Annotated in this window: 22 protein-coding genes; 10 read left to right on the top strand and 12 right to left on the bottom strand. The window is 65.5% G+C overall.

Going from position 1 to position 25,741, the window contains the following annotated elements:
* The first annotated feature begins 129 nt into the window (after window positions 1–129).
* Window positions 130–1,239, top strand: coding sequence for a fatty acid desaturase family protein (locus AC59GX_RS13885; protein ID WP_497302053.1), 1,110 nt, complete (start codon window positions 130–132; stop codon window positions 1,237–1,239).
* Window positions 1,240–1,284: 45 nt separating this feature from the next.
* Here the strand turns inward: AC59GX_RS13885 and AC59GX_RS13890 are convergent, their stop codons facing one another.
* The 7 genes from AC59GX_RS13890 to AC59GX_RS13920 form a co-directional block, all read right to left on the bottom strand.
* Complete coding sequence (locus AC59GX_RS13890; RefSeq protein WP_497301912.1) at window positions 1,285–2,043, bottom strand: tetratricopeptide repeat protein; 759 nt, start codon at window positions 2,041–2,043, stop codon at window positions 1,285–1,287.
* Entirely contained in the window at window positions 2,040–2,807 is a 768-nt protein-coding gene (locus tag AC59GX_RS13895) for an alpha/beta hydrolase family protein (RefSeq protein WP_426281324.1), read from the bottom strand. Before AC59GX_RS13895 ends, AC59GX_RS13890 begins: the two co-directional genes overlap by 4 nt.
* 20 nt (window positions 2,808–2,827) lie before the next feature.
* Window positions 2,828–3,757, bottom strand: a complete 930-nt coding sequence (locus tag AC59GX_RS13900; RefSeq protein WP_426281323.1) for an alpha/beta fold hydrolase — start codon at window positions 3,755–3,757, stop codon at window positions 2,828–2,830.
* Between the two features lies 1 nt (window position 3,758).
* Window positions 3,759–3,962 carry a helix-turn-helix transcriptional regulator gene (locus tag AC59GX_RS13905; protein WP_426281321.1) on the bottom strand — a complete coding sequence of 68 codons (204 nt, stop codon included), beginning with the start codon at window positions 3,960–3,962 and terminating at the stop codon, window positions 3,759–3,761.
* On the bottom strand, window positions 3,959–4,366 hold the full coding sequence (locus tag AC59GX_RS13910; RefSeq protein ID WP_056057533.1) for a hypothetical protein: 408 nt from the start codon (window positions 4,364–4,366) through the stop codon (window positions 3,959–3,961). Before AC59GX_RS13910 ends, AC59GX_RS13905 begins: the two co-directional genes overlap by 4 nt.
* Window positions 4,367–4,567: 201 nt before the next feature.
* Complete coding sequence (locus AC59GX_RS13915; protein WP_120299855.1) at window positions 4,568–4,822, bottom strand: DUF6356 family protein; 255 nt, start codon at window positions 4,820–4,822, stop codon at window positions 4,568–4,570.
* A 24-nt stretch (window positions 4,823–4,846) separates the two neighbouring features.
* Window positions 4,847–6,241: a UDP-N-acetylmuramate--L-alanine ligase gene (locus AC59GX_RS13920; RefSeq protein WP_426281317.1), complete on the bottom strand. Its 1,395-nt coding sequence runs from the start codon at window positions 6,239–6,241 to the stop codon at window positions 4,847–4,849.
* Between the two features lie 52 nt (window positions 6,242–6,293).
* Here AC59GX_RS13920 and AC59GX_RS13925 point away from each other — a divergent pair, with 52 nt between their 5' ends.
* The 4 genes from AC59GX_RS13925 (at window position 6,294) to AC59GX_RS13940 (ending at window position 13,273) form a co-directional block, all read left to right on the top strand.
* Entirely contained in the window at window positions 6,294–7,109 is an 816-nt protein-coding gene (locus AC59GX_RS13925) for an LD-carboxypeptidase (RefSeq protein WP_426281316.1), read from the top strand.
* A gap of 75 nt (window positions 7,110–7,184) precedes the next feature.
* Window positions 7,185–9,176 (top strand): threonine--tRNA ligase, encoded by a 1,992-nt coding sequence (gene thrS / locus AC59GX_RS13930; RefSeq protein ID WP_426281315.1) that lies wholly within the window; start codon window positions 7,185–7,187, stop codon window positions 9,174–9,176.
* Window positions 9,177–9,276: 100 nt separating this feature from the next.
* A complete protein-coding gene (gene infC / locus AC59GX_RS13935) occupies window positions 9,277–9,807 on the top strand; it encodes a translation initiation factor IF-3 (protein WP_031396176.1) in 531 nt (176 codons plus the stop codon).
* A 553-nt stretch (window positions 9,808–10,360) separates the two neighbouring features.
* Window positions 10,361–13,273, top strand: coding sequence for a TonB-dependent receptor (locus tag AC59GX_RS13940; RefSeq protein WP_426281314.1), 2,913 nt, complete (start codon window positions 10,361–10,363; stop codon window positions 13,271–13,273).
* A gap of 164 nt (window positions 13,274–13,437) precedes the next feature.
* Here AC59GX_RS13940 and AC59GX_RS13945 read toward each other — a convergent pair whose 3' ends face one another.
* Window positions 13,438–16,185, bottom strand: a complete 2,748-nt coding sequence (locus AC59GX_RS13945; protein ID WP_426281312.1) for a [protein-PII] uridylyltransferase — start codon at window positions 16,183–16,185, stop codon at window positions 13,438–13,440.
* A gap of 91 nt (window positions 16,186–16,276) precedes the next feature.
* Between AC59GX_RS13945 and AC59GX_RS13950 the strand changes: the two genes are divergently transcribed.
* Window positions 16,277–17,566, top strand: a complete 1,290-nt coding sequence (locus AC59GX_RS13950; protein ID WP_426281310.1) for a homoserine dehydrogenase — start codon at window positions 16,277–16,279, stop codon at window positions 17,564–17,566.
* Window positions 17,567–17,893: 327 nt separating this feature from the next.
* Here AC59GX_RS13950 and AC59GX_RS13955 read toward each other — a convergent pair whose 3' ends face one another.
* The 4 genes from AC59GX_RS13955 to AC59GX_RS13970 form a co-directional block, all read right to left on the bottom strand.
* Window positions 17,894–18,322 carry a hypothetical protein gene (locus tag AC59GX_RS13955; protein WP_426281309.1) on the bottom strand — a complete coding sequence of 143 codons (429 nt, stop codon included), beginning with the start codon at window positions 18,320–18,322 and terminating at the stop codon, window positions 17,894–17,896.
* Window positions 18,323–18,332: 10 nt separating this feature from the next.
* Window positions 18,333–18,668, bottom strand: coding sequence for a hypothetical protein (locus tag AC59GX_RS13960; protein WP_426281308.1), 336 nt, complete (start codon window positions 18,666–18,668; stop codon window positions 18,333–18,335).
* Between the two features lie 55 nt (window positions 18,669–18,723).
* Complete coding sequence (locus tag AC59GX_RS13965; RefSeq protein WP_426281307.1) at window positions 18,724–19,155, bottom strand: CoA-binding protein; 432 nt, start codon at window positions 19,153–19,155, stop codon at window positions 18,724–18,726.
* Between the two features lie 99 nt (window positions 19,156–19,254).
* A complete protein-coding gene (locus tag AC59GX_RS13970) occupies window positions 19,255–20,205 on the bottom strand; it encodes an Mrp/NBP35 family ATP-binding protein (protein WP_426281305.1) in 951 nt (316 codons plus the stop codon).
* Window positions 20,206–20,275: 70 nt separating this feature from the next.
* Here AC59GX_RS13970 and hflK point away from each other — a divergent pair, with 70 nt between their 5' ends.
* From hflK to AC59GX_RS13990, 4 genes are all read left to right on the top strand, one after another.
* The gene (gene hflK, locus AC59GX_RS13975; RefSeq protein WP_056057565.1) at window positions 20,276–21,409 is read left to right on the top strand and encodes a protease modulator HflK; all 1,134 of its coding nucleotides are present in this window, start codon (window positions 20,276–20,278) and stop codon (window positions 21,407–21,409) included.
* Window positions 21,406–22,272: a protease modulator HflC gene (gene hflC / locus AC59GX_RS13980; RefSeq protein WP_235518904.1), complete on the top strand. Its 867-nt coding sequence runs from the start codon at window positions 21,406–21,408 to the stop codon at window positions 22,270–22,272. The genes hflK and hflC overlap by 4 nt, the downstream gene beginning before the upstream one ends.
* 114 nt (window positions 22,273–22,386) lie before the next feature.
* Window positions 22,387–23,943, top strand: coding sequence for a Do family serine endopeptidase (locus tag AC59GX_RS13985; protein WP_426281304.1), 1,557 nt, complete (start codon window positions 22,387–22,389; stop codon window positions 23,941–23,943).
* Window positions 23,944–24,054: 111 nt separating this feature from the next.
* A complete protein-coding gene (locus AC59GX_RS13990) occupies window positions 24,055–25,698 on the top strand; it encodes a helicase HerA-like domain-containing protein (RefSeq protein WP_497301917.1) in 1,644 nt (547 codons plus the stop codon).
* Window positions 25,699–25,741: the final 43 nt, after the last annotated feature.

Genomic DNA, 25,741 nt, shown 5'->3' on the forward strand with positions numbered 1-25,741 from the left:
TAAAGGCGAGTGACACGTGCGTCATCGCAAGACCCTGTCAGAGTGATCGGGTTTCCTCCGCCACGGCGGCATCCGTGCGGCCTGTAAATGCCACGGTACCGCCACTATCTTCGGGCAATGGATATGCCCATGGACACATCGCTCAGCCTCGCTCGCGGCACGGCCGCTCCAGCTTCCACTCCCGCGGGTTCGCCCCGTGTCGGAGGGGTGGAGCGCGTTGCCGACGACAAGGCGATGCTGCGTGCAGCCGCAGACCTGACGCGCGATCTGGTGAAGCCGCGCCCGGCGATTTACTGGGCCGACCTGATCGCATCGATGGTGGTCGGCTACGGTGCACTGGCAGTGGCGGCCACCTCGACGTCGACGCCAGTGGTGATCGTTGCCGGCATCGTGGCGATGCTAGGGCTCTACCGTGGTTTGAGCTTCATCCACGAAGTCAGCCACATGAAGCATGCGTCCGTCCCGAACTTCCGGCTCGGCTGGAACGTTCTGGTCGGCATTCCGCTGTTGACCCCGTCCTTCATGTACGAGGGCGTCCACAACCTCCATCACGCCAAGACTCGCTACGGCACGGTCGAGGATCCCGAATATTTGCCGCTCGCGCTCATGAAGCCGTGGACGCTGCCCCTGTTCATCGTCGTGTCGGCGCTCGCACCGATCGCGCTGCTGATCCGGTTCGCAATCCTGTCGCCGATCTCGCTGCTGTCGCCCAAGCTGCGGACGATGATCGTCGAGCGCTATTCGGCGCTTGCGATCAACCCGCAGTTCCGCCGTCGCGCGCCCGAAGGCGAGGCGAAGGTATATTGGGATCGGCTCGAGATCGCCGCGAGCCTGTGGGCGATCACGCTGATCGCGATCACTGTGACCGGCGTTTTGCCCCTGCGCGCGTTCGTGACGATCTTCGCGGTCGCATCGGCGTTCGCGGTGCTTAACCAGGTCCGCACGCTGGTCGCGCATCTTTGGGAGAATGACGGCGAGCCGATGACGGTGACCGCGCAGTATCTCGACACGGTCAACGTCCCGCCGCCGGCGTTGCTGCCCGCGCTCTGGGCACCTGTGGGTCTGCGCTACCACGCGCTGCATCACCTGTTGCCGGGTCTACCCTACCACGCACTCGGCGAGGCTCACCGGCGGATTACCGCCGAACTCGACGCGCTCTCGCCGTATCACAAGGCGAGCTATCCCGGTCTGCCCGATCTGGTGAGTAAGATCGCACGCAGCACGATGGTCCGCCGCTGATCAGAATGCCGGGCCGGTCGCGAACGACCGGCCCAACCGTCGAGATTATTTCGCAGCGTCGAGCTGCTTGAGCGCCATGACCGCGTTGCGTCCGACATCGCTCGTCGGCGACAATTTCGCAGCCGTTCCCCATGCCTCCCGCGCAGCCGCTTCGTCGCCAGCCGACGCCGCAATGTTCCCCGCTTCCAACTGAACCGACGCATCGTCGGCCGAGCGCTTCAACGCCTGTGCGATATCTGCTTTGGCGCGCGGAATGTTGCTCATCCGACGGGCTAGCGTCGCCGACAACAGCCACGCGAGCGGGTCGGCGCCGGCGGTGGTCAGCGCCAGATCGAGATCGCTCCGCGCCGCATCAAGCTCGCCCGCCGCGACCAGCGCGCGCGCATGATCGAGTTGCGCTTCACCCAGCGGCAGTCCGGTCAGCGACCCGGCGGTAAGCGCCGAATCGAGCGCGACACGCGCCTTGGCGGGCTGCCCCGAGGCGAGCCAAGCATTGCCCGCCTGTGCCCAATAATTGGCTGCGCGCGTGTCCTTCGCGATCTGAGCCTCCCGCGCCGCTTCCTCGAATTCGGCTGCTGCCGACGGCCAATTCTTTTCGGCGGCGAAGGCGAGCCCGGCGCATTGCCGCGCGAAATACCGTCCCCCGCTGATCCGCCAGCGGCCCGCCTCGGCGCGTGCAGCGGCGGGATCGCTCTGTGTCAGGGCGACGCACCGGGCGAACCGATCGCCCTGCGCATCGACGGGACCGGTGGTGGCATTGGGGGCGGCGGCCTGCGCAGCGGCAAGCAACATTATCAGGATCATAAGGCGGCGATCACATCCTCGACCGCCCGGATGATAAGGGAAATGTCGCTATCGCGCGACAGGCGGTGGTCGCCGTCCTTGACCAGCCACGTCTGCACGTCGGCTGAACGCAACAGCTCGGCAAGGCGCGCGGTACGATGCCACGGCACGTCCGGATCGCGCTGCCCCTGGACCAGCCGGACCGGACCATCGAACGCGATCTCGCCGAACATTAGCCGATTAGCCTCGCCCGACGACCAGAACGGCCGCGTATAGACCGTCGGCTCAGGGCCATACGGGTTCTTGCGCTCGATCCGGCCATTGCTCAGCAACGCCATCTTTTCGTCGGTGGTGAAGCCCCAGTCGGTGAAGTCGGGTGCCGGCGCGATCCCGACCAGCCCCTTGACCAGGTCGGGCCGCATCTTGGCCGCCAGCAGCATCAGCCAGCCGCCCATCGACGATCCGACGAGGATCGCCGAATCCTCCACCAGCGCATCGATCATCGCCAGCACGTCGTCGCGCCAGTCGACCAGCGTCTGATCCTCGAACGCGCCTTCGCTCTGCCCGCAGCCACCATAATCGAACCGCAGGAACGCGCGCCCCTCGGACTTCGCCCACGCCTCAAGCGTCACGGCCTTGGTCCCCATCATGTCGGATGCATAGCCTGACAGGAACACGATCGTCGGTCCCGTCACGCCCTCGGCCGCAGGCGTGTGATGATAGGCGAGGCGAGGGCGCTCCTTGGCGGGCGGCGTCGGTGCAGGCGGGGTGGCGGTATCGGTCATGCCGACACCTTAGCCGCCCCTCAGTCGCGGAGAAAGGCGTCGAGTGCAGCCTGGAACGCGGCAGGCTGATCCAGCATCACGAAATGCGCCGCGTCGCCGATATCGACGAAGGTCACGTGCGGTGCCGTCGCGTAAGCCTTCCGATAGAGAGCATCGGCGACGGGCTTGGTCGGCCCCGCCGCGTTCCACGGATAGACGAGCGTAATCGGCGCTGCGATCGACGCCATGTCGGGACGCAGGTCGGTCGTCAGGTCCTCGTACATCGCCTGCGCCGAGACGCGCACATCCGCGTTGGCCGCCCAATCGGCAACCGCCGCGCGCGACGCGGGCTTCAGTGCCATGCGCGCGGCTAGCGCCACGTTCGCCGCCGGGTTCGCCGGCTTGCCGTACGCCGCCGCCATGCCGGCGCGCATCGCCTTGGCCTGTGGTTCGAGCGCCGCAACCGTCGCACCAGGCGCGAATATCTCGCCGATATACGGCAGCGAATCGACGATCATCAGCTTGCCGACGTCCTCGGGATGCGCCTTGGCCAGCATCAGCGCGACCAGCCCACCCATCGAATGCCCGACGATGGCCGGCTTGCCGAGCTTCGACTGGGCGATCAGCGTGTGCAGGTCGGCGACGATCCCATCGAGGATGCCAGGCGACAGGTTCGCGCGCGGATCGTCGCCGCCGAAGCCGTTGGCCTGCACGACATACACCCGGTGCGACTTTGCTAGGGTAGGAACGACGCCCGCCCATACCGCGCGCGGCGACGACAGCCCTGGAACGAGGATCACCGGCGTGCCCTTGCCGATCGTCTGCACCGAGATATGCGGCATTTGAGTCTCGGCCGCATCGACCTTCGGCGTGGCGGCCGTCGCAGCCTGTGCGTGGCCCGCGGCGGGACTCAAGACGATCATCAGCGTCACGGCGGTCGCTGCAAGGCGAGCTTTGAAGTGCGAAATCATGTCACGGCTCCTTCGACGGGCTGGTGAAGATATCCTCGATCGCGAGGTCGAACAGTTCGGCGATCTTGAACGCGAGCGGCAGCGACGGATCGTAGCGCCCCGTCTCGATCGCGTTTACGCTCTGCCGCGAGACTTCGAGACGGTCGGCGAGGTCGCCCTGGCTCCAGTCCCGCTCGGCGCGCAGCACCTTGAGGCGGTTCTTCATGAGCGGCCGGTCCGCACCGCGAAGATATTGACACAACCGCCCAGCATTAGTCCGGCAAACCATAGGATACCGGCTGCATAGGCGGGGATGTGCACAGCCAAGCCGAAGCTTTCTAGAAATCCCCAGATCGTCGTCGCCGAAAGCATGAAGCCAGTCGCGATCAGCGTCTGTCGGATCGTGAGCATTCGGATATATTCGTCCGGCTCGTCAGTGAGATAGCGACCCCAGGCCAGAAAAATTCCGACCAGTGGCAGCGCCGGCAGAATGGCGGCGGCATACGCGAGGGCCCCGTGGGGCGGACGGGTCCTGAACAGAGCAACGATGCCAAACAGCGCGCCCATGTAGGCGAGGCTGAGGCCCAACACGGTGTAATTGTAACGGCGGAGAGCGGGACTCTTATGCATGGTCAAGTGTCCTTTCGAATCAGCAAAGGAAACTTGTCATTTCATAACGAGCGAGTCAATGTCGCTTTACACAAGCTTGCCTAATCGTCGGTAGGGGAGCGCCGAGATGGCGCAGGGCACGCGCCCTCAACCCGGCCGCGAACGCGTCCTGGGCGTGACTTTATCCTAACCTTTGGAAGCCGGCGGGCTTCATAAAGATCGTCAGATGATGAATTCGACCGTCTTCATCTGCGTCTGATCGGCTGCGACCGCGCCGCGCTTCAGCACCATCTGGCGGTGCAGCTCGGCGACCGTCTCGCTCCCGCGAGTCTTGCACAGCGCCGGTACGAACGCATGCACAAGCGCACCGAGGCCGCCCTTTATCATCGTCATGCCGAAGCGTCCGGCGACACCGAAATGTTCGACATAGCTCTCCCCGACGGTGGCGGGGTGGTCGAGGAACAGGCGGCGGAACATGGGCGGTCTCCTGCTTGCTCCGTATCAGGTGGCGAGCGCGCCGACCATCCCCGCCGCCAGCACGCTCAGCGTGTCGTCGCGCGCGCCCATCACCACGATCCGGTCGCCCGGCCGTGCCTCGGCGACCAGTGCTGCGGCCGCGTCGGCGCGGTCGGCGATGTGCCGAGCATCGCGACCACCCTCGACGATCTGCCCGACGATGTCCGCGCTGGTCACCTCCCGCGCGACCGTCCCGCCGTAATAGGCCGGGTCCGGCAGGACGAGCACGTCGTCCTCCGCCATCCGCTCGACGAACGTAGCGACCAACTCGGGCCCCATGACCTTCAACGGCCCATAGCCATGCGGCTGGAAGAACAGCAGCAGTCGCCCAGGGAACGCGTGGAGCGTGTCGAGCGTCGCCGCGATCTTGTCCGGGTTGTGCCCGAAGTCATCGATCACCGCGACCCCTCCGGCCTCTCCCACGAGGTCGAAGCGACGACGCAAACCGGTGAACCCAGCAATCGCCTTCACCGCATCGCTCAACGGCACGTCCGCCGCCATCGCCGCCCCGATCGCCGCGAGCGCATTCGACACGTTATGCCGCCCAGGCACGGCGAGCTTCACCGGCGTCCGCACGCCGCGCGAGACAACGTCGAAGCGGGTAGCAAACGGCTCCGGCTTCAGATTCTCGGCACGCAGATCGGCCGACGCATCAATCGCAAACGTCGTCACCTGACCGCGCGGCAGCCGCGACGCGAGCGCCGACGCATCGGGATCGTTCGCGTTCACCACGGCCGTCTCGGCCTTCGCGATGAAGTCCCCGAACAGCAGGCGCAGTTCCTCCAGCGACTTGTGGTCGAGACTGACGTTGTTCAGCACCGCGATCTTCGGCGCATACCCGGCGATCGACCCGTCGCTCTCGTCGACCTCGCTGACGAACGCCTCGCCTTCGCCGACCAGCGCACTCGCGAACGGGGCGTCAGGCGTGGCGAAGTTCTTCATCACCGCCCCGTTCATCACCGTCGGATCGCGCCCTGCGGCGTGCAGGATCCAGCCGATCATGCCGGTGACGGTCGACTTGCCGCTCGTCCCCGCCACCCCGATCGGCAAGCGGCTGTCGTTGAACAGCGACGCCAGCATTGCAGCGCGGGTCGAGCGGGTGCAGCCGAGCGCATCCGCCGCGATCATGTCCGGCACGGTCGCCTCGATCGCCGCCGAGGCGATGACGAGCTGGTCGGCCGAGACGATCCCGCTGCCGTCCTGCGGGAACAGTGCGACGCCCTTGGCGGCGAGGTCGTCGAACTTCGCCGGCACGCGGCCTTGGTCGAGGTTGCGATCCGAACCCGCGACGGTCGCGCCGCGGCCCGCGAGGATCATCGCGAGCGGCATCATGCCGCTGCCGCCGATGCCGACGAAGAAACAGGGTTTGCTGATATCCATCGGCCCGCGATATGGGCGGTTTGGTAACGGGGCAAGGTCGGGAACACGAACAATGCGCATCGGTGTCCTCGCCGCGTCGAGCCGGACCAATCCCGCGGCGATCGCCAAGATCACCGCCTACGCGGCCACTGCGTTCCCGGAGGTCGAACTCGTCTTCCACCCGCAATGCCTAGAGACCGATGGTCACTTCGCCGGCTCCGACTTTCGGCGGGCGGCGGCGTTTCTCGGATACGCCAACGATCCGGCGTTCGATGCGATCTGGTTCCTGCGCGGCGGCTATGGCTCGAACCGCATCCTGGCGATGGTCATGCCCGAACTCGGCCGCGCCGCTCGTCACAAGACCTATCTCGGCTATTCGGACGTAGGCTTCCTGCTCGGCGCACTCTACGCCCGGCGGATCGGCCGGCCTGTCCACGGGCCAATGGTCAGTGACATCAACCGCCACGACGGTGAAGCGACGGTCGCGCGATCGCTCGGCTGGATGGTGCGAGGTGATCGGGCGGGGCTGGAGCCGGGACTGAACGCGCACCCGTCGGCGGCGTTCAACCTCAGCATCCTCACCTCGCTGATCGGCACGCCGTGGCTGCCCGACCTTACCGACCACGTCCTGATCGTCGAGGAGGTGTCCGAACCAATGTACGCGATCGACCGCATGCTCTTCAAAGTCGCCAACGCCACGCAGTTGAAGGGTATCGCCGGCCTGCGCCTCGGCGCCGTGACGGCGGTGCAGGAGAACGATCCGCCCTGGGGCGAGACGCTCGATTACATGATGGTGCGGTGGAGCCGCGACATGGGCGTGCCGTATCTCGGTCGCGCGGAGGTCGGCCACACGCAGGCAAACCACGTCGTCCCTTTTGGGGTAGCGTGACGTTCGACGCCGGCTTGCCTATATAGGGTGCGCGACTGCATAAGCCGCGCCTCTTCCAACACCAGAAAGTCCTCCATGTCCGCCATGTTCCGAATCACGCTGCCCGACGGTTCCGTCCGCGAGGTTGCGCCCGGGACTACCCCCGCGGATGTCGCCGCCGCGATCGGGCCGGGCCTCGCGAAGGCCGCGCTCGCCGCGCGGATCGACGGGCAGGTGCGCGATCTCAACCGGCCGTTCGAGGGCGACACCGCACTCGCGCTGGTGACCGCGCGCGACGAGGCCGAAGCGCTCGAACTCGTCCGCCACGATCTCGCGCACGTCATGGCCGAAGCGGTGCAGCACCTGTTCCCCGGCACTCAGATCACTTTCGGCCCAGCCACCGACGATGGCTTCTATTACGACTTCGCGCCGAAGGACCGCCCGTTCACCGAGGAGGACCTCCCGGCGATCGAAGCCGAGATGCGCGCGATCATCGCCCGGAACGAGCCGTTCCTGCGCGAGGTCTGGTCGCGCCAGCAACTGATCGACCGCTGGACGCAGCAGGGTGAGAGCTTCAAGGCCGAGTGGGCCGCCGAACTCCCCGAGGGCGAGGAACTGACGATCTACCGCCAGGGCGAGTGGCTCGACATGTGCCGCGGCCCGCACATGGCGTCGACCGGGAAGCTCGACCCGGCCGCGTTCAAGCTGACGCGCGTGTCGGGCGCGTATTGGCGCGGCGACCAGAAGAACGCGATGCTGTCACGCATCTACGGCACCGGCTGGCTCAACAAGAAGCAGCTCGACCAGCATCTCTTCCGCCTCGAGGAAGCCGCCAAGCGCGATCACCGCAAGATCGGCGCGGAGATGGACCTGTTCCACCTCCAGTCCGAGGCGCAGGGGTCGGTGTTCTGGCACCCCAACGGCTTCGTGCTCTGGCGCCAGCTGGAGGCGTATATGCGCCGTCGCCTCGACGCTGCCGACTATGCCGAGGTCAAGACCCCGCAGCTGATGGACGCCAAGCAGTGGGAGCAGTCGGGCCACTGGGGCAAGTACCGCGAGAACATGTTCGTCGTCCCCGACGAGATCCCGAACGGCGAGGATGAGGGCGCAGTCCTGTCCGGCAAGGGAGAGCTGATGGCACTCAAGCCGATGAACTGCCCCGCGCACGTGCTGATCTTCAAGCAGGGGATCAAGTCGTATCGCGACCTGCCGATCCGGATGGCCGAGTTCGGCTGCTGCCACCGCAACGAGCCGCACGGCGCACTTCACGGCATCATGCGCGTCCGCCAGTTCACGCAAGACGACGCGCACATCTTCGTCCGCGAGGATCAGCTGGTCGAAGAAGTACGCAAGTTCTGCGAGCTGCTCAACAGCGTCTACAAGGACCTGGGCTTCGAAGACTATGCGGTGAAGCTCGCGCTGCGCCCCGAGAAGCGGTTCGGCGACGACGCGATGTGGGACAAGGCCGAGGCGGAATTGCGCGAGGCGGTGATGCAGTCCGGCCTGAGCGATACGATCAAGGCGAACTTCGAGGAACTGCCGGGTGAGGGCGCCTTCTATGCCCCGAAGCTCGAATTCCATTTGACCGACGCGATCGGCCGGACGTGGCAGGTCGGCACGATCCAGTCGGACCGCGTGCTGCCCGAACGACTCGACGCATCTTATGTCGGCGCGGACGGCGAGCGGCATCGCCCGGTGATGCTCCACCGCGCGATCCTCGGTACGTTCGAGCGTTTCATCGGCATCCTGATCGAGCATCATGCCGGCCGCTTCCCGCTCTGGCTCGCGCCGGTGCAGGCGGTCGTGGCAACGATCGTGTCGGATGCCGACGACTATGCACTTGAGGTTGCGGCTAAGCTGAAGGCGGCGGGCATTCGCGTCGAAACGGACCTGCGCAACGAGAAGATCAACTACAAGGTGCGCGAGCATTCGCTGGCGAAGGTGCCGAACCTGCTGGTCGTCGGCAAGCGCGAGGCCGAGGAGGGCAAGGTCGCGCTGCGTACGCTCGGCAGCCAGGCGCAGACCATCCTGACGCTCGACGAAGCGATCGCGCGTCTTGCGGACGAGGCACGCGCACCCGATATGTGATCCAACGGGGCTGGCTTTCCGTGCATGCGTTTCTGCGCTATAAGCCGGCCCAAATACTTTGTCAGAAACTTCAGGAGCAAACCCCATACGTCCTCCCACGATGCGCCGGCCGATGCAGACGCCCGCAATGAACGGCCCGCGATTCAACGAATTCATCCAGAGCCAGAAGGTCCGCGTGATCGATCACGAGGGCGAGAATCTGGGCGTGATGTACACGCGCGAAGCGATCGAGCAGGCGGCCGAGCATGGCCTCGACCTGGTCGAAGTGTCGCCTAACGCCGATCCGCCCGTCGCCAAGTTCCTCGATGTCGGCAAGTTCAAGTACGAGGCGCAGAAGAAGGCGAACCTCGCACGCAAGTCGCAGAAGACGCAGGAGATCAAGGAGATCAAGATGCGTCCGAACATCGACGACCATGACTACGACACGAAGATGAAGAAGGTGAACGACTTCATTGGCGAAGGCGACAAGGTCAAGATCACGCTGCGCTTCCGCGGCCGTGAACTCAGCCACGGCCAGCTCGGCATGAACCTGTTGAAGCGCGTTCAGGACGACGTTGCGGAGATCGCCAAGATCGAGGCGTATCCCCGCATGGAAGGCCGCCAGATGCTGATGGTGCTCGCACCGAAGTAACGGCTGAGCAGCCTCAGGCTGCTATTTTGTGAGATTGAAGGCTGGTCGGTCCCGAGGGATCGGCCGGCCTCTTTTTTGTATGGCATGTTTGTGACGCGCCCTCACGCATTCAAGTCCGCCGTCTCTTACGATCCAGCAGCTTGGTGACGGCAACGACATGGGTATCGGCGGAGTGGCTAGAGGCTTGGAGCAGGCCATCTCGACAGGGCCTGCTCTCCAAATTTGCGAATGCAGAATGGCGGCGGATGGGGTCATCGCGGCGACTTCTCCCACCCCGGCCGGCCATCGCCGTGGAAATGATCTCGCCCGCGTTGCCGGCGAGACGCGACCGACATCGAAATCACTAGAGCCATCTTTGGGCTCTCCCTTCCTGAAACAGTTGCGATTTGAAACTAGGGTTTGGTGCCTGTCACTATGTGGCGGTTTGGAGACACAATGTTCAAAAATAGACTTCCGTATGCGGAAATCACTAGACGTGAACGGTGGAATATCTCTACCTAACGGCCAAACCATAAGTTCGAAAACATTCGAACACGTCAGGGAGAGAATGCCGATGCGTATGACCGCATATCTGTTGTCCGCCGTCGCGACTGCGGCCATCGTCACGCCGGCATTCGCGCAACAGGCGACGTCCACCGTCGAAGCGCAGGCATCGCCCTCGCAGGGTACCGCCAACGCATCGGTTGCCGGCCAGACCAACGCTGCAACGGACGCCGACACCACGCGGGCGGCGAGCGCCAACGCCGGGATTCAGGGTAACGCCAGCGACATCGTCATCACTGCGACGCGCCGTTCCGAGCGTCTGTCGAACGTGCCAATCGCGGTTTCGGCGGTCGGTCAGGAAGCGCTGCAGAATTCGGGCGGCAGCGACATTCGCTCGCTCAACCAGCTTGCGCCGTCGTTGCTGATCTCGTCGACCGGTAACGAATCGAACGCGTCCGCGCGTATTCGCGGAATCGGTACGGTCGGCGACAATCCCGGCCTCGAAAGCTCGGTCGCGGTCTTCATCGACGGTGTCTATCGCAGCCGCACCGGCGTCGGTCTTAACGAACTGGGCGAGATCGACCGGGTTGAAGTTCTTCGCGGACCGCAGGGCACATTGTTCGGTCGCAACGCCTCCGCGGGCCTGATTAACATCATCACACGGTCGCCGGAGTTCGACTGGCATGGCAACGCCGAGGCGACTTACGGCAATTACGACCAGAAGCGGATTGCGGGCGGCATCACCGGCCCGTTGATCGCCGACACGCTCGCCTTCCGGGTCGACGGCGTCTACGTGAATCGCAACGGCTTCTACAAGAACGTCGCCGCAGCCAACGGCAGCGAGAGCCGCGTCAACGACCGCGATCGGTATTTCGTCCGCGGCCAGTTGCTGTTCAAGCCGACCGATACCCTGAGCTTCCGCCTGATCGGCGACTATTCGCACCGCAAGGAAAGCTGCTGCGGCGCGGTATATTACAACCAGGTCGAGACGATCGATCCCACCCCGACCGCAGCCGGCGTCGCGCCGTTCTTCGCCACGGTTAACACCGATGGCGCGGTCGCGAACAACACGACGAACCGCATCGTCGACATCCTGCGTCGCCAGGGTGCGGTGTTCCCGCTGGCCGGCAACACGCCTGATCCGTTCAGCCGAGACGTCGCGATCACGCCCGGCCAGACCTTCCGGAATACGACCAAGGATTACGGCGGCTCGCTGCAGGCCGACTGGGATCTCGGTGGCGCGACGTTGACGTCGATCACTGCGTATCGCCAGTACAAGTCGGGCAACGCGGGCGATGTCGATTATACCAACATCGATCTCACGCACCGCGCGGCGGACGGCAATGCCTACCGCCAGTTCAAGACCTTCACGCAGGAAGCGCGCCTCCAAGGTTCGCTGTTCAACGACAAGCTCGACTGGCTGGTCGGCGGCTTCTACTCGAACGAGAAGCTTAAGCTGGTCGATAACGTCGTCTTCGGCGCGCAATACGGGCAGTTTGCTGCCTGCCGCCTCGTCGCAACGGTCAGCCCGAATGCCGTGCTGCAGAACCAGAACAACCCAGGTTGCATGAGCGCGGCCGGACGCGCGACGATCGCCGGCGCCTTTGGCCCAGCTGGCGGCCTGATCACGTCGGCGCTCGACCGCCTGACCGGTGGGGTCGGTCTCGGTGGCGGGGTCAACAACGTTGGCGACTCCGGCTCGATCTACCGCCAGAAGAGCGAGAACTACGCGTTCTTCACACACAACATCCTGCATCTGACCGACACGTTGTCGCTGACCGGCGGTCTTCGCTACACGCACGAAACGAAGAAGTTCAACGCGAAGTTCAACAACAACAACACGGTCTGCCCGATCCAGCAGGCGGCTCTCGCTCCCCTCACGCAGTCGCAGAGCGGCGCCACGGCGTTCGCGCAGGGCATCGTGACGTTGACCTGCACCGGCAACTCCAGCCCGGCGTTGAACGCGCTCAGCCTCAACGACAGCTTCGGCGACGGCGAGTTCACCGGCACGGCGGTCCTGTCGTGGAAGCCGTTCACCAAGCTGCTGACCTACGCGTCGTTCGCCAAGGGTTACAAGGCGGGCGGCTACAACCTCGACCGTTCGGATCTCGGCGGGGTAAACGGCGTGCTGACGCCGCGGACCAATGCCGACGCACCGGGCCTGCGCTTCAACGCCGAGAAGGTGAACAATTACGAGCTCGGGGCGAAGTTCAACACGCGCGGCTTCACGTTCAACGTCGCCGCGTTCCGCGAGGAGTTCACCGACTTCCAGCTCAACACCTTCAACGGCTCGATCTTCGTCGTGCAGAACATCGAAGCGTGCAAGGACAGCCTGGGCGGCCTCGATAGCGACAACGGGTTCAATCCGGTCACCGGTGCGCAGACGGGAGGGTGCCCGACCAACCGTTCGAAGAAGCCGGGCGTGATCTCGCAGGGCGTCGAGCTGGAAGCGACGATGTCGCCGATCAAGCAGGTCACGTTCACGGCCGGCTATACCTATGCTGATACCCATTTCCGCAAGAACCTGATCGGCAGCTCGACGACCGGCGAGCCGCTTGACCGCGCACTCTTCCTGCTGCCGGGCAGCCAGTTGTCGAACGCCCCCAAGAACGTCGTCACGACGTCGTTCGCCTGGACGCCGGATCTCGGCTCGAACGGCATGTCGGGGCTGATCTATGTCGATAGCCGCCTGTCGTCGGACTATAATACCGGTTCCGATCTAGCGCCGGAGAAGAAGCAGGACGGCTTCGCCGTCGTGAATGCCCGCGTTGGCCTGCGCGGCAAGGACCAGGCTTGGGCGCTTGAGTTCTGGGCACAGAATGTGTTCAACAAGAACTACATCCAGGTCGCGTTCAACACGCCGTTCCAGGGTGCCGGGTCTTCGGCCAACGTCGCAGCCTATGGTGGCACCGGCAACGCGCTCTACTCGGCATTCCTCGCCGAGCCACGCACCTACGGCCTGACGCTGCGCTCGCGCTTCTGATCGGGTGACTGAATGAAAAGCCGGCCCGCAGTTCGCTGCGGGTCGGCTTTTTTGCTCGTGCTACCTGAAAACCCCGGTTCTCCTGCGAACGCAGGGGCCCAGGATTACAGGCGCTACGCTCTGTTACCCTGGGCTCCTGTCCTCGCGGGAGAACCGGAAGCGCGCTAAGCGGCCAGATCGATCTCTTCGCCTGCCGCCGCCGCCAGCAGGCGCCGCTCCAGCGTCCTTAACCGCGCGGGCTGGGTGATCCGATCGCCGGTCAGGTCGGTGACGTAGAAGGTATCCACGGCCCGCTCGCCATAGGTCGCGACGTGCGCGGAGTGGATCGTCACCTTCGACTGGAACAGCGCGTTGGCGAGTTGATTCAGCAGCGCCGGCCGATCGCGCGCGTTGACCTCGACCACCGTGAACCGGTTCGACGCCTTGTTGTCGACCAGCGCATTCGGCACGATGTCGAAGGCCTCTGCGCGAGTGCGCGGCAGCGGTTTCGCGACGAGGCGGTCGGCAAGCTTGCCGCGGTTAGCGAGCGCGTCCTCGATTGCGGTCTTCAGGCGCGAAAGCTGCCCGGACTCGTCGAACGGCCGCCCGAACGGATCCTGCACAAGGAAGTTGTCCACGGCCATCCCGTCGCGCGTGGTATGAATGCGCGCGTCGATGATGTTGCCGCCGGCGACGTGGATCGCGCCCGCGATGCGGTAGAACAACCCGGGATGATCGGCGGCATAGATCGTCACCAAGGTCGCCCCGCGCCCGGGATAGACATGTGCGTCGATCGCGAGCTGCGCGTCGCCCGTGGTCGCCAGGAAGCGGGCGTTGTGCGCCAGCACGTCTTCGGGTTCGGCAATCCAATAGGCTTCGGGGAGCCGGTGAACGAGCGTCCCGAACGACTCCTCGCTCCAGCCTAGCGCGTCCCGCAGATGCTGCTGCTTGGCCGCGATCCGCTCGGCACGACCCTTTTGCTTGTGACCCAACCGTAGGACTTCCTCAGCCGATTCGTAGAGATCGCCGAGCAACTGGCGTTTCCAGCCGTTCCACACGCCCGGCCCGACGGCGCGGATATCGACGATCGTCAGCGTGAGCAGCAGGCGGAGGCGCTCCGGGCTCTGCACCACGTCGCAGAAATCGAGGATCGTTTTGAAGTCGCTGAGGTCGCGCTTGAACGCGGTGGCCGACATCAGCAGGTGCCAGCGCACGAGCCAGGCGACGGTTTCGGTCTCGGCAGGCGTCAGGCCGAAGCGTGGGCACAGACGCTGCGCTACCTCCGCGCCGAGGATCGAATGATCGCCGCCGCGGCCCTTGGCGATGTCGTGAAGCAGCACCGCAACGTACAGCGCGCGTCGCGACACGATCTGTTCGAAGATCGCACTGGCGAGCGGATGGTCCTCCTTCAGCGTGCCGTTCTCGATCCGCGCGAGCAGGCCGATCGCGCGGATGGTGTGCTCGTCGACGGTGTAGTGGTGGTACATGTCGAACTGCATCTGCGCGACGACGCGCGCGAAATCGGGCACGAACCGGCCGAATACGCCCGCCTCGTTCATCCAGCGCAGCACGAGTTCGGGATCGCGAGGCGAGGTCAGAACGTCTAGGAACAGCGCGTTCGCCGTCGGGCTGTTGCGGACGTCGTCGACCAGCTTCGCATCCCGCGCCGCGGCGCGCATCGCGAGCGGGTGGATCTCTACGCCGTGCTTGTCGGCGAGCTGGAAGATCTCGATCAGGCGTTCGGGGTCGGCCCGGAAGAAGTCGTCACTTGGCAGTGCCAGCCGCCCGCGATCGAGTACGAAGCCGTTGAGTTTCCGCGGACTACGGCGGATCGTCGGCAATCCGAAGCGCCGGCCCCGCGCGGCGAACTTCTCGTCGAGATGCGCGAGGAAGACGCCGCTGAGCGTGCCGACGGTCTTTGCCTGCAGGAAATAGAACTGCATGAAGCGCTCGACCTTCGACTTGCCGGGTCGGTCGGAGAACCGCATCCGGTCGGCGATCTCGCGTTGCAGGTCGAACGTCAGCCTATCTTCGGCGCGGCCGGTGATGCTGTGGAGGTGGCAGCGCACCGCCTGGAAGAAATTGTCGGCGCGGTGGAACAGCCGGTATTCGGCCTTGGTGAACAGCCCGACCTCGACCAGTTCGGCGGCGCGCTGGACGTCGTAGATGTATTTGCCGATCCAGAACAACGCGTGGAGATCGCGCAGGCCGCCCTTGCCCTCCTTGACGTTGGGTTCGACGACGTAGCGCGTGTCGCCCATCTTGCGGTGGCGTGCGTCGCGTTCGGCGAGCTTGTCGGCGATGAAGGTGCGCGCGGTGTCGGCTTGGACCTCGGTCTTGAAGCGGTGCGACGCCTGCTCGTACAGTTCGGTGTCGCCGCAGACGTAGCGCGCCTCGAGCAGCGCGGTGCGGACGGTGACGTCGCTCTTGGCCTGGCGGACCATCTCGTCGAGCGAGCGGCTGGACTGGCCGAGCTTCAGCCCGAGATCCCAAAGCGCGTACAGCATCGACTCGATCACGCGCTCGGCCCAGGGCGTCTGCTTGCCGGGGGTCAGGAAGCCGATGTCGACGTCCGAATGCGGCGCCATTTCCGCGCGGCCGTAACCGCCGACCGCGATGAGCGTGAGGCGTTCGCCCGAGGTGGGATTGGGCAGGGGGTAGAGCCGCTGTGTCGTGAAATCGAACAGGATGCGGAGCAGCGCGTCGATCAGGTACGCCTGTGCACTCGATGCTTCCAACCCGCGCGATGGGTGTTCGACGAGGCGACGTTCGACCTCGACCCGACCTTTCTCCAGCGCCGCCTTCAACAGCATGGTCGCGTCGCGGCGGAGCGCTGTCGGGTCGACGCCCTCCAACGCGGCGATGGTTTCGGCGACGGCGCGGCGATCGATGATCGTGCGACGGTTGGGGAGGTGATCGAAGCGGCCGGACATGACGCTCAGATAGGGGCGCCGGAGGCGTGCGTCATCAGGATTGCGCAAAACGTCCGCGAAACGTAACCGGACGCGCGAGTGGAGGACGAAAATGAGCGAACCATTGCGCGTGGCCCTTGCGGGCCTGGGGACCGTTGGCGGCGGGGTTATCCGATTGCTGGATGCGAACCGCGAGTTGATTGCGCGGCGGGCCGGGCGCGAGATCGAGATCGTCGCGGTTTCGGCACGTGATCGGGGCAAGGATCGCGGCGTCGATCTGTCGCGGTTCGCGTGGGTCGACGATACGACCGCGCTGGCGAAACAGCCGGGGGCGGATGTCGTGGTCGAGCTGATCGGGGGATCCGACGGACCGGCGCTGACGCTCGCGCGAAGCACGCTGGGGGCGGGGCGGAGTTTCGTCACCGCGAACAAGGCGATGATCGCGCATCACGGGCTGGAACTCGCGCAGGCAGCCGAAGGGGCAGGCGTCGCGCTGAAATTCGAGGCGGCGGTCGCGGGCGGCATTCCGGTCATCAAGGGGCTGCGGGAAGGTGCTGCGGCGAACGAGATCGCCCGCGTTTACGGAATCCTCAACGGTACCTGCAATTTCATCCTGTCGAAGATGGAATCCGAATGGCGCGATTTCGCCGAGGTGCTGGCAGAAGCGCAGGCGTTGGGGTTCGCGGAATCCGATCCGAGTTTCGACATCGACGGCGTCGATGCGGCGCACAAGCTATCGATCCTGGCGGCGGTCGCATTCGGGACGCAGCCGGCGTTCGACGATGTCGCGATCAGCGGTATCCGGCATCTGCTGGGTGCGGACATCGCCGAGGCGGCGGCTTTGGGGTATCGCGTGCGACTGCTCGGGCTGGCGGAGGCGGGGGCCGACGGGCTGTTCCAGCGCGTCCATCCGCATCTGGTGCCGATCGATCACCCGTTGGCGCACGTCACCGGCTCGCTCAACGCGGTCGTGGCGGAAGGCAATTTCGTCGGTCGCCTGTTGTTCCAGGGTGCGGGTGCGGGCGATGGTCCGACCGCGAGCGCGGTAGTGGCCGACCTGATCGATATCGCGCGCGGCGAGTTCGGCCCGCCGTTCGCGATGCCGGTGGTGTCGCTTACGGCAGCGCCCAAGGCCGACAGTGGCCAGCGGCGGGGCCGCGCGTATCTGCGGTTCACCGTCGCGGACCGGGTCGGCGTGCTGGCGGAGATCGCAGCGGCGATGCGCGATGCGGGTGTGTCGATCGAGAGCCTGATCCAGCGTGGAGCGATCGCGGACGGCAGCGTGCTGGTGGCGATCGTGACGCATGAGAGCCCTGAGCGGTCGATTGCGCAGGCGTTGGAGAAACTGCGGGGGTCGCAGAGCCTCGTGGGGCAGCCGATGTGGATGCACATTCTGGATTGAGGCGAGTGCGACCGGTAATGACTGCCACACCCGTCTAAAGGCTACCACCCCGGCGGAGGCCGGGGCCCAGTTGGAAAGGTCGCAGTAAGGACGCGCACGCCTCGTTAGCGCCGTCTCCCAACTGGGCCCCGGCCTTCGCCGGGGTGGAGGACAGCGAGGCAACCACCTCCCTGTTCTCCCGCGAAGGCGGGAGTCCAGACTGGGGCCCCGCCTTCGCGGGGAAACATCGGCCGGGCGATTACGGCGAAGCGTGTTGAGACGACTTACTTCATCGACTCCATCCAGCACGTCGATACGCGCTTGAATGGTACGGCTTCTGCCTGCCGCCTAATTCACCGTGCCGACGGGGCCGTCGAGATCAATCGGTACGCGACCGCGTTTGTCGGGTTTCTTTGCTAGGGCGCTTTTGATCAGTCCGACCGCGGCCTTCGCGATTGGGGCGATCAGTGGGCCGAAGCCGACCTGGCATCCTCCCTGCCGCGCGGCGCACGGTGTATCCGACAACTCCAAGGCGCGGACGGCGGTGAGGTTGGGGTTGGAGGCGACCGCATGATCGGGCGGGCCGCGATCGTCGCGCATTGGCAGGCGTGGGGTGGTCGTTGCGGATTTGCCGCAGACGACAACTTCGTTCCCGTCCTTCGTCTGCGTAGCGCACGGGTCGACGAGGATCGAAAAGCGCCCCGGCACCGGCGGTGCCGCAGGCGCAGCGGTAGTGGCGGACGCCTGGAGCAGCGAGGACAGGATTATGGCGAACATGATCAGGTCCTTACGGTGCGGGCTTGCGGAACGACGTGCCGCCTTCGCCGCCTACCGTCATCGTAACGCCCGCCATCCCGCCGCCAACCTGGAACGGGCTGAGATCGGCGAGTGGCGACGTACGGTTGAGCAGGCGAGTACGTTCGTTGCGGACGCTCTCATGCTTGGGGTCGCCGGCGTCATGTACTACGAAGGGCACCCGAAATCGGTCTGCGGTGCGCATCCCGCAGACGGTGATGTCCGTCTCGTCGGCGCTCTGGATGCAGGGTTGCTCGGCAGCCATGCGGGCCTTGGCAGTTGCCATCAGCGGGTCGTCGATCAGTATCGACAGCAGCATCGCGAGCATCGGCACCTCCCGGACAGACACGCAGACTGGCCGCGATCGCCGGGGAGGGCAAGCGTCATTGCCCGATCTTCGCGACCCCGAGCCGGGGGATGTCGATCGCCGGGCAGCGGTCCATCACAACTTGGAGGCCGGCGGCTTCGGCGCGCGCCGCGGCCTCTTCGTTGACCACGCCGAGTTGCATCCAGACGGCCTTCGCACCTGCTGCAATCGCCTGATCGACCGCTTCGCCAGCAGCCGCCGAGTTGCGGAAGATGTCGACGATGTCGATCGGGTCGCCGAGTTGCGACAGGTCTCGGAAAACGAACTCCCCATGGACATGCTCGCCGGTGATCTGCGGATTGACCGGGATCACGCGGTAGCCATGCCCCTGCAGTTTGGCCATCACGCCGTACGACGGGCGATCTGGGCGGTCCGAGGCGCCGATCATCGCGATCGTGCGGGCGTTTTCGAGCAAAGACTTGATGTCGGCATCGGCGGTCAACGGCATCGATGCCTCCTGCAAAGAAGAAACCTGGTCCGCTCGTACCGCGACTCTACGCGTCGGGTACGACCGGTAATCAGATAACGTAGATCAGGCCGCCGAGTTTCACAGTTTTCCGAGCCATGCGACGACCTGAGCCGCGATCGGCATGAAAATCATATCGTCCGGGTTCGAGGCCGGCGGCGTGCCGGCATCGGATGCGGTGCGGATCGAGATCGTCAGCGGGACGCGGCCGAGGAACGGGATGCCGAGCTCGCGCGCCGCCGCCTCTGCGCCGCCATTGCCGAACGGGTCCGACGCCTCGCCGCAATGTGGGCAGACATAGCCGGCCATGTTCTCGACCAGGCCGATGATCGGGATGCCGGCCTTCTCGAACAGGTCGATCGCGCGGCGTGCGTCGATCAGCGCGAGATCCTGTGGGGTAGAGACGATCACCGCGCCTGCGGGGCGGTATTTCTGGACCATCGTCAGCTGGACGTCGCCGGTGCCGGGGGGGAGATCGAGCACAAGCGTATCGGTCACGCCCCAATCTGCCTCGACCAGCTGGCCGAGCGCGCCCGCCGCCATCGGCCCGCGCCACGCGATCGCCTTGCCCGGCTCGACGAGCTGGCCCATCGACAATAGCGGTACGCCGTACGGGGTGGGGACGGGGTCGAGCACCTTGTCCTTCGCGGTCGGTCGCGTGCCCTCGACGTTCATCAGGCGTGGCTGCGACGGGCCGTAGATATCGGCGTCGACCAGCCCGACGCGGCGCCCCGCACGCGACATCGCGATGGCGAGATTGGCAGCGAGCGTGGATTTGCCGACGCCACCCTTGCCGCTGGCGACTGCGATCAGCCGGCGGGTCGAGCGTTCCGCGGTCACCGCGATCCGCACCTCAGACACACCGGGTTGGGTCGCGGCCATCCGCACGGTCGCCTCCAGCGCGTCGCGCGCCTGCGGGTCGAGCCCGGTCGCATCGATGATGATGCCAGCCCGGGTTCCCTCGAGCCGGACGGTCGCCCGCTTGCCCGCCACTGCGGCAACCGCCGCCTTTACCGCTTCGATATCGATCATCGTGGCCAGATAGGGCCGCTAAGGGCGCTTGGCACTGTTTTTCCGCCAGCGCACACCTATAAAGGTTGGTATGACGATCTTCTCGCGCTGGTTCCGGCGCCCCGATATCCTCGCCACCGAAACACCGAAAGGCCCCTGGGGCGGCTCGGGCGACGACGGTAACAGCGGCCCGCGCAATCCCTGGGCGCAACCTCCAGGTGGCCGCAAGCCTGCCGCCAAGCCGACCGCGCTCGACGAGTTCCTGCGTAAAGCGCGCGGCTCGGGTGGTGGCGGCGGCGGCACTGGCGGCTTCGGTGGCCTGCCGTCAGGCGCCAACGCCCGCGCGCTCTGGGCGATCGGCGTCGCGATCATCGCGGTGGTCTGGATCCTGTTTACCTCGGTCCATCAGATCGGCCCGCAGCAGCGCGGTGTCGTCACCTATTTCGGTAAATACGCGGGCACGCTCGATCCGGGCGTTCGCCTGACGATGCCCGCGCCGATCGCCGACGTGACGGTGGTCGACGTGCAGAAGATCCGCACCGACAACTTCCCCGTCGGTGACGGCGAGAACCTGACGCTGACGGGTGACCAGAACATCATCGATCTGGCGTATTCGGTCCGCTGGGATATCTCGGACCCCCGCGATTACGTGTTCCAGCTTGCCGAGCCGAACGACACCGTCCGTGCCGCTGCCGAGAGCGCGATGCGCGCGGTGGTCGCCACGACGACGCTCGATCAGGCGATCGGCACTGGCCGTACCGTCATCGAGCAGCGCGTCGCTGAACTCACGCAGCAGATCCTCAACGACTATAAGTCGGGCGTCCGTATCCAGGGCGTCGCGATCAAGCAGGCCGCGGCGCCCGCACGGATCGTCGAGGACTTCAACGCCGTCACAGCCGCGCAGCAGGAGGCGATTGCCAACCTCAACCAGTCGCGCTCCTATGCGCAGCAGGTCGTGGCGCGCGCGCAGGGCGAAGCCGCGTCGTTCGACAAGGTCTACGAGCAGTATAAGCTTGCGCCGGAAGTGACGCGTCGCCGCATGTATTATGAGACGATGGAGGCGGTCCTCGCCAAGAGCGACAAGACGATCGTCGAGACGCCGGGCGGGGTGGTGCCGTATCTGCCGCTGTCGAACGCCAAGCGTCTGCCGAACCCCGAGGCTGTCCAGTCGACACCAGCGCCTGCTGCGGCGGCTGCTGCCCCCCAGCCTGGAGCTGCCCAGTGAACGCCGTGAGTTTCCGCAACCCGATCGTCGCCGGGATCATCGCGCTATTACTCGTGATCCTCGCCGCATCGACGTTCGCGATCGTGCCCGAGACCAAGCAGGCGGTGATTCTGCGCTTCGGCCAGCCGATCCGCACCGTCAACGCGTGGCAGCCGAACACGCCGTTCGGCCAGACCGGCGCCGGCCTGATCGCGCGTATCCCGTTCGTCGACCGCATCGTCTGGATCGACAAGCGGGTGCAGGATCTGGAACTCGACAACACGCTGGTGCTGTCGACCGACCAGCTCCGGCTTGAGGTCGACGCCTATGCGCGCTACCGGATCGTCGATCCGCGCAAGATGCGCAATGCGGTCGGCAGCGAGGACCGGATTCCGGATCAGCTTCGTCCGATCCTCGGGTCTGCGCTGCGTAACGAACTCGGCAAGCGGCGCTTCGTCGAATTGCTGAGCCCGGAGCGGTCCGAGTTGATGGACAACATCCAGAAGGGTCTCCAGCGCGTCGCCAGCCAATACGGTGTCGAGATCGTCGATGTCCGTATTAAGCAGGCGAATCTTCCCGTCGGCCTGCCACTCGAAAGCGCGCTCAAGCGTATGTCGAGCGCGCGTCAGCAGGAGGCGATCACGATCCGTGCCGAGGGTCAGAAGCAGGCGCAGATCGTTCGTGCGCAGGCGGATGCGGATTCCGCGAAGATCTATGCCGAGAGCTTTGGCAAGGACGCGGATTTCTACGACTTCTACCGTGCGATGCAGTCGTATCGGCACACGTTTGGTGCCGACGGTGGCCCGGCACCGGAAGGATCGACTTCGATCATTCTGTCGCCGAACAACAGTTACCTGAGGGAATTCGAGGGCCGCGGGCGTTGAGCCTGCGGAACCTTTGAACGCCGAGCCATATTCAAGACCATATTCAAGCATCATTCAGGACGGCGTCCCTACGGGGTACCTGTTTCGATTGATGAAACGAGAGGACAACATCTAGTGCGTTACGCCTACGCCATTACCAGTGCTCTTCTCCTCGGCGGCGCGACCGCGACGCTCGCGCTCCAGCCGAGCGGTGCGCAGGTCGCGCAGAACGAACCCGGTGCGATCCAGGCGGTCTCGCCGAAGCCCGGCGCGCCGATGAGTTTCGCCGACATGGTCGCTCGGCTCCAGCCTGCGGTCGTCAACATCTCGACCAAGCAGACGATCGTCCAGAAGCAGCAGGCCAATCCGTTCGCGGGCACGCCGTTCGGCGACCTGTTCGGCGGCATGGGCGGCGGCGGCCAGGGTGGCGCGCCGGTGAAGCGTGAAGGCGCCTCGCTCGGCTCGGGCTTCCTGATCTCGCCGGACGGCTATGTCGTCACGAATAACCACGTGATCTCGCCGGGCGCGCAGGGCGCGACGGTCGATTCGATCACCGTGACGCTGAGCGACAAGAAGGAATATGTCGCCAAGGTCATCGGCAAGGATCAGGAATCGGATCTCGCGCTGTTGAAGATCGATGCGGCGAACCTGCCGTTCGTGAAGTTCGGCGATTCGAACGGCGCGCGCGTCGGCGACTGGGTCGTCGCGATCGGCGAGCCGTTCGGGCTCGGCGGTACCGTCACGGCGGGCATCGTCTCGGCGATCAACCGCGTCACGGGACAGGGCGGCGCGTACGACCGCTTTATCCAGACCGATGCGTCGATCAACCAGGGCAACTCGGGTGGCCCGATGTTCGATCTCAACGGCAACGTGATCGGCGTGAATTCGCAGATTTTCAGCCAGTCGGGCGGCAATATCGGCATCGGCTTCGCAATCCCCGCGGCCGTCGCTAAGCCGATCATCGCGACCTTCATGAAGGGCGGCACGATCGAGCGCGGCTATATCGGCGTCCAGCTGCAGCCGGGCGGCACGATCAACGAGGATACCGCCGCGGCGCTGGGGATACCCAAGAACCAGGGCGAGCTGATCAACGACGTGACGGCAGGCGGCCCGGCGGCCAAGGCCGGCGTCCGCGCAGGCGATGTCGTGACCAAGGTCAACGGTCAGCCGGTGACGGTCGACCAGTCGCTGTCCTACCTGGTCTCGAACGTGAAGCCTGGTCAGACTGCACGTCTCGACATCCTTCGCAACGGCAAGCCGACTTCGGCAAACGTGGTCGTGGTGCCGCGTCCAAGCGCGGACAAGCTGGCGGCTGTGGTCGGCGGCGATGCGCAGGGCTTCGGCAGCGACGACGGCGATGACGGCGACGATTCGGCTACCCCCGCCGCACCCACGGCGGGCGCGGCGCTTGGCATCGGCGTCCAGCCGCTGACCCCGGCGATCGCACAGGCGGTCGGCGTCGAGGCGAGCACGCAGGGCGTCGTCATCGCCGTGGTCGCGCAGACCAGCGATGCGTATGGCAAGCTCAAGCGCGGCGACGTCATCATCTCGGTCAACGGCACGCCCGTTCGCACCGCGGTCGACGTCCAGAACGCGGTCAACGTCGCCAAGGCAGCCGGTCGCCCGCAGGTCCTGTTGCAGGTCAAGCGCGGCCGCAGCCCGGCAACGTTCCTGCCGGTCAAGATCAAGTAATCCACGGCCGACACGACTGATCCAAGAGGACCGTCGCTCGCCTGAGCGGCGGTCCTTTTTCTTTGCGGCGCGCGGGGTTAGGGTCGGTGTCGGATACAGAGGACGAGACCCATGACCGACGGCATCTTCATCGGCGCGAGCGTGGACGGCAAGCCGCAGACGCTGGAACTGAAGCGCGCGAACCGCCACGGCCTGATCGCGGGCGCGACCGGCACCGGCAAGACGGTGACGTTGCAGGGGATCATCGAGGGCTTTTCGGCGAACGGCGTGCCGTGCTTCGTCGCCGACGTGAAGGGCGACCTGTCAGGCCTTGCGATGGCGGGCTCGCCCACGGCGAAGACGCATGCGAGTTTTGCCGAGCGTGCCAAGGCGATCGGCGACGATAGCTGGGCCTATGCCGACAACCCGGTGCAGTTCTGGGACCTGTTCGGCGAGCAGGGCCATCCGATCCGGACCACGATCAGCGAGATGGGCCCGCTGCTGCTGGCGCGGCTGATGGACCTAAACGAGGTGCAGGAGGGCGTGCTGACGATCGCCTTCCACGTCGCTGACAAGGAGGGGTTGCTGCTGATCGACCTCGACGATCTGCAGGCGATGCTGAGCGAATGCGCTGGCCGTGCGGACGAACTGACGGTGACGTACGGCAACGTCTCGAAGCAATCGATCGGCGCGATCCAGCGCTCGCTGCTCCAGTTGCGCACGCAGGGTGCGGAGAATTTCTTCGGTGAGCCTGCGCTCGAGATGAACGATTTCATCGGCGTCGACGACAAGGGGCGGGGGATCGTCAACATCCTCGCCGCGGACAAGCTGATGGCCTCGCCGAAACTGTATGCGACGTTCCTGCTGTGGCTGATGAGCGAGCTGTTCGAGCATCTCCCCGAGATCGGCGATCCCGACAAGCCGGTGCTCTGCTTCTTCTTCGACGAGGCGCATCTGCTGTTCGACGAGGCCCCCAAGGCGCTGCTGGAGAAGATCGAACAGGTCGTCCGCCTGATCCGTTCGAAGGGCGTTGGCGTGTATTTCATCACGCAGAACCCGATCGACATTCCCGACACCGTCGCAGGACAGCTCGGCAACCGCGTCCAGCATGCGTTGCGTGCATTCACCCCGCGGGATCAGGCCGCGGTGCGCTCGGCGGCGGAGACGTTCCGGGCGAACCCCGGCGTCGACGTCGCGACGATCATCACCGAACTGAGGGTCGGCGAGGCGCTGGTGTCGCTACTCCAGGCGGATGGCGCGCCGACGCCGGTCGAACGCACGCTGATCAAGCCGCCAGCGTCACGCGTCGGCCCGATCACGCCGGCCGAGCGGAAGGTGATGATCGAGACCGATGCGGTTGGGGCGAAGTATGACACGCTGGTCGATCGGGAGTCTGCCGAGGAATTGCTGGCGGCGAAGACGCAGGAGGCGAGCGCTGCGGCGGCCGAGGCCAAGGCGACGACCGTGGCGGAGAAGGCTGCGGCGGCGCAGGCGAAGCTCGATGCCAAGGCGGCGAAAGAGGCGGAGCGCGCTCGCGTTGCGGACCAGCGCGAGGCTGATCGGCAGCAGCGTGAAGCTGATGCCGAGGCGGCAAATTCGCCCTGGACCAAGATGGCGTCTTCGGCGACGAGGGCCGTGAGCTCGTCGATCGGTCGGCAGGTGGCCAACGAGATCGGCAAGCAGGTGTTTGGAACGAAGTCGCGGCGATCGTCGTCGAGCGGTGGCTTGGTCGGCACGGTGCTGCGCGGGGTTTTAGGCGGGCTCTTCCGGGGGTAGACTACCGCCAATAGCGTGTTCACCCGCGAAGGCGGGTGCCCAG

Source organism: Sphingomonas sp. 320_CC, from assembly GCF_059691795.1.

Excerpts from the sequence above, each read along its gene's own strand:
- AC59GX_RS13885 (WP_497302053.1), top strand. The coding sequence starts at position 130 with ATGGACACATCGCTCAGCCTCGCTCGCGGCACGGCCGCTCCAGCTTCC.
- AC59GX_RS13890 (WP_497301912.1), bottom strand. The coding sequence starts at position 2,043 with ATGATCCTGATAATGTTGCTTGCCGCTGCGCAGGCCGCCGCCCCCAAT.
- AC59GX_RS13895 (WP_426281324.1), bottom strand. The coding sequence starts at position 2,807 with ATGACCGATACCGCCACCCCGCCTGCACCGACGCCGCCCGCCAAGGAG.
- AC59GX_RS13900 (WP_426281323.1), bottom strand. The coding sequence starts at position 3,757 with ATGATTTCGCACTTCAAAGCTCGCCTTGCAGCGACCGCCGTGACGCTG.
- AC59GX_RS13905 (WP_426281321.1), bottom strand. The coding sequence starts at position 3,962 with ATGAAGAACCGCCTCAAGGTGCTGCGCGCCGAGCGGGACTGGAGCCAG.
- AC59GX_RS13910 (WP_056057533.1), bottom strand. The coding sequence starts at position 4,366 with ATGCATAAGAGTCCCGCTCTCCGCCGTTACAATTACACCGTGTTGGGC.
- AC59GX_RS13915 (WP_120299855.1), bottom strand. The coding sequence starts at position 4,822 with ATGTTCCGCCGCCTGTTCCTCGACCACCCCGCCACCGTCGGGGAGAGC.
- AC59GX_RS13920 (WP_426281317.1), bottom strand. The coding sequence starts at position 6,241 with ATGGATATCAGCAAACCCTGTTTCTTCGTCGGCATCGGCGGCAGCGGC.
- AC59GX_RS13925 (WP_426281316.1), top strand. The coding sequence starts at position 6,294 with ATGCGCATCGGTGTCCTCGCCGCGTCGAGCCGGACCAATCCCGCGGCG.
- thrS (WP_426281315.1), top strand. The coding sequence starts at position 7,185 with ATGTCCGCCATGTTCCGAATCACGCTGCCCGACGGTTCCGTCCGCGAG.
- infC (WP_031396176.1), top strand. The coding sequence starts at position 9,277 with ATGCGCCGGCCGATGCAGACGCCCGCAATGAACGGCCCGCGATTCAAC.
- AC59GX_RS13940 (WP_426281314.1), top strand. The coding sequence starts at position 10,361 with ATGCGTATGACCGCATATCTGTTGTCCGCCGTCGCGACTGCGGCCATC.
- AC59GX_RS13945 (WP_426281312.1), bottom strand. The coding sequence starts at position 16,185 with ATGTCCGGCCGCTTCGATCACCTCCCCAACCGTCGCACGATCATCGAT.
- AC59GX_RS13950 (WP_426281310.1), top strand. The coding sequence starts at position 16,277 with ATGAGCGAACCATTGCGCGTGGCCCTTGCGGGCCTGGGGACCGTTGGC.
- AC59GX_RS13955 (WP_426281309.1), bottom strand. The coding sequence starts at position 18,322 with ATGTTCGCCATAATCCTGTCCTCGCTGCTCCAGGCGTCCGCCACTACC.
- AC59GX_RS13960 (WP_426281308.1), bottom strand. The coding sequence starts at position 18,668 with ATGCTCGCGATGCTGCTGTCGATACTGATCGACGACCCGCTGATGGCA.
- AC59GX_RS13965 (WP_426281307.1), bottom strand. The coding sequence starts at position 19,155 with ATGCCGTTGACCGCCGATGCCGACATCAAGTCTTTGCTCGAAAACGCC.
- AC59GX_RS13970 (WP_426281305.1), bottom strand. The coding sequence starts at position 20,205 with ATGATCGATATCGAAGCGGTAAAGGCGGCGGTTGCCGCAGTGGCGGGC.
- hflK (WP_056057565.1), top strand. The coding sequence starts at position 20,276 with ATGACGATCTTCTCGCGCTGGTTCCGGCGCCCCGATATCCTCGCCACC.
- AC59GX_RS13990 (WP_497301917.1), top strand. The coding sequence starts at position 24,055 with ATGACCGACGGCATCTTCATCGGCGCGAGCGTGGACGGCAAGCCGCAG.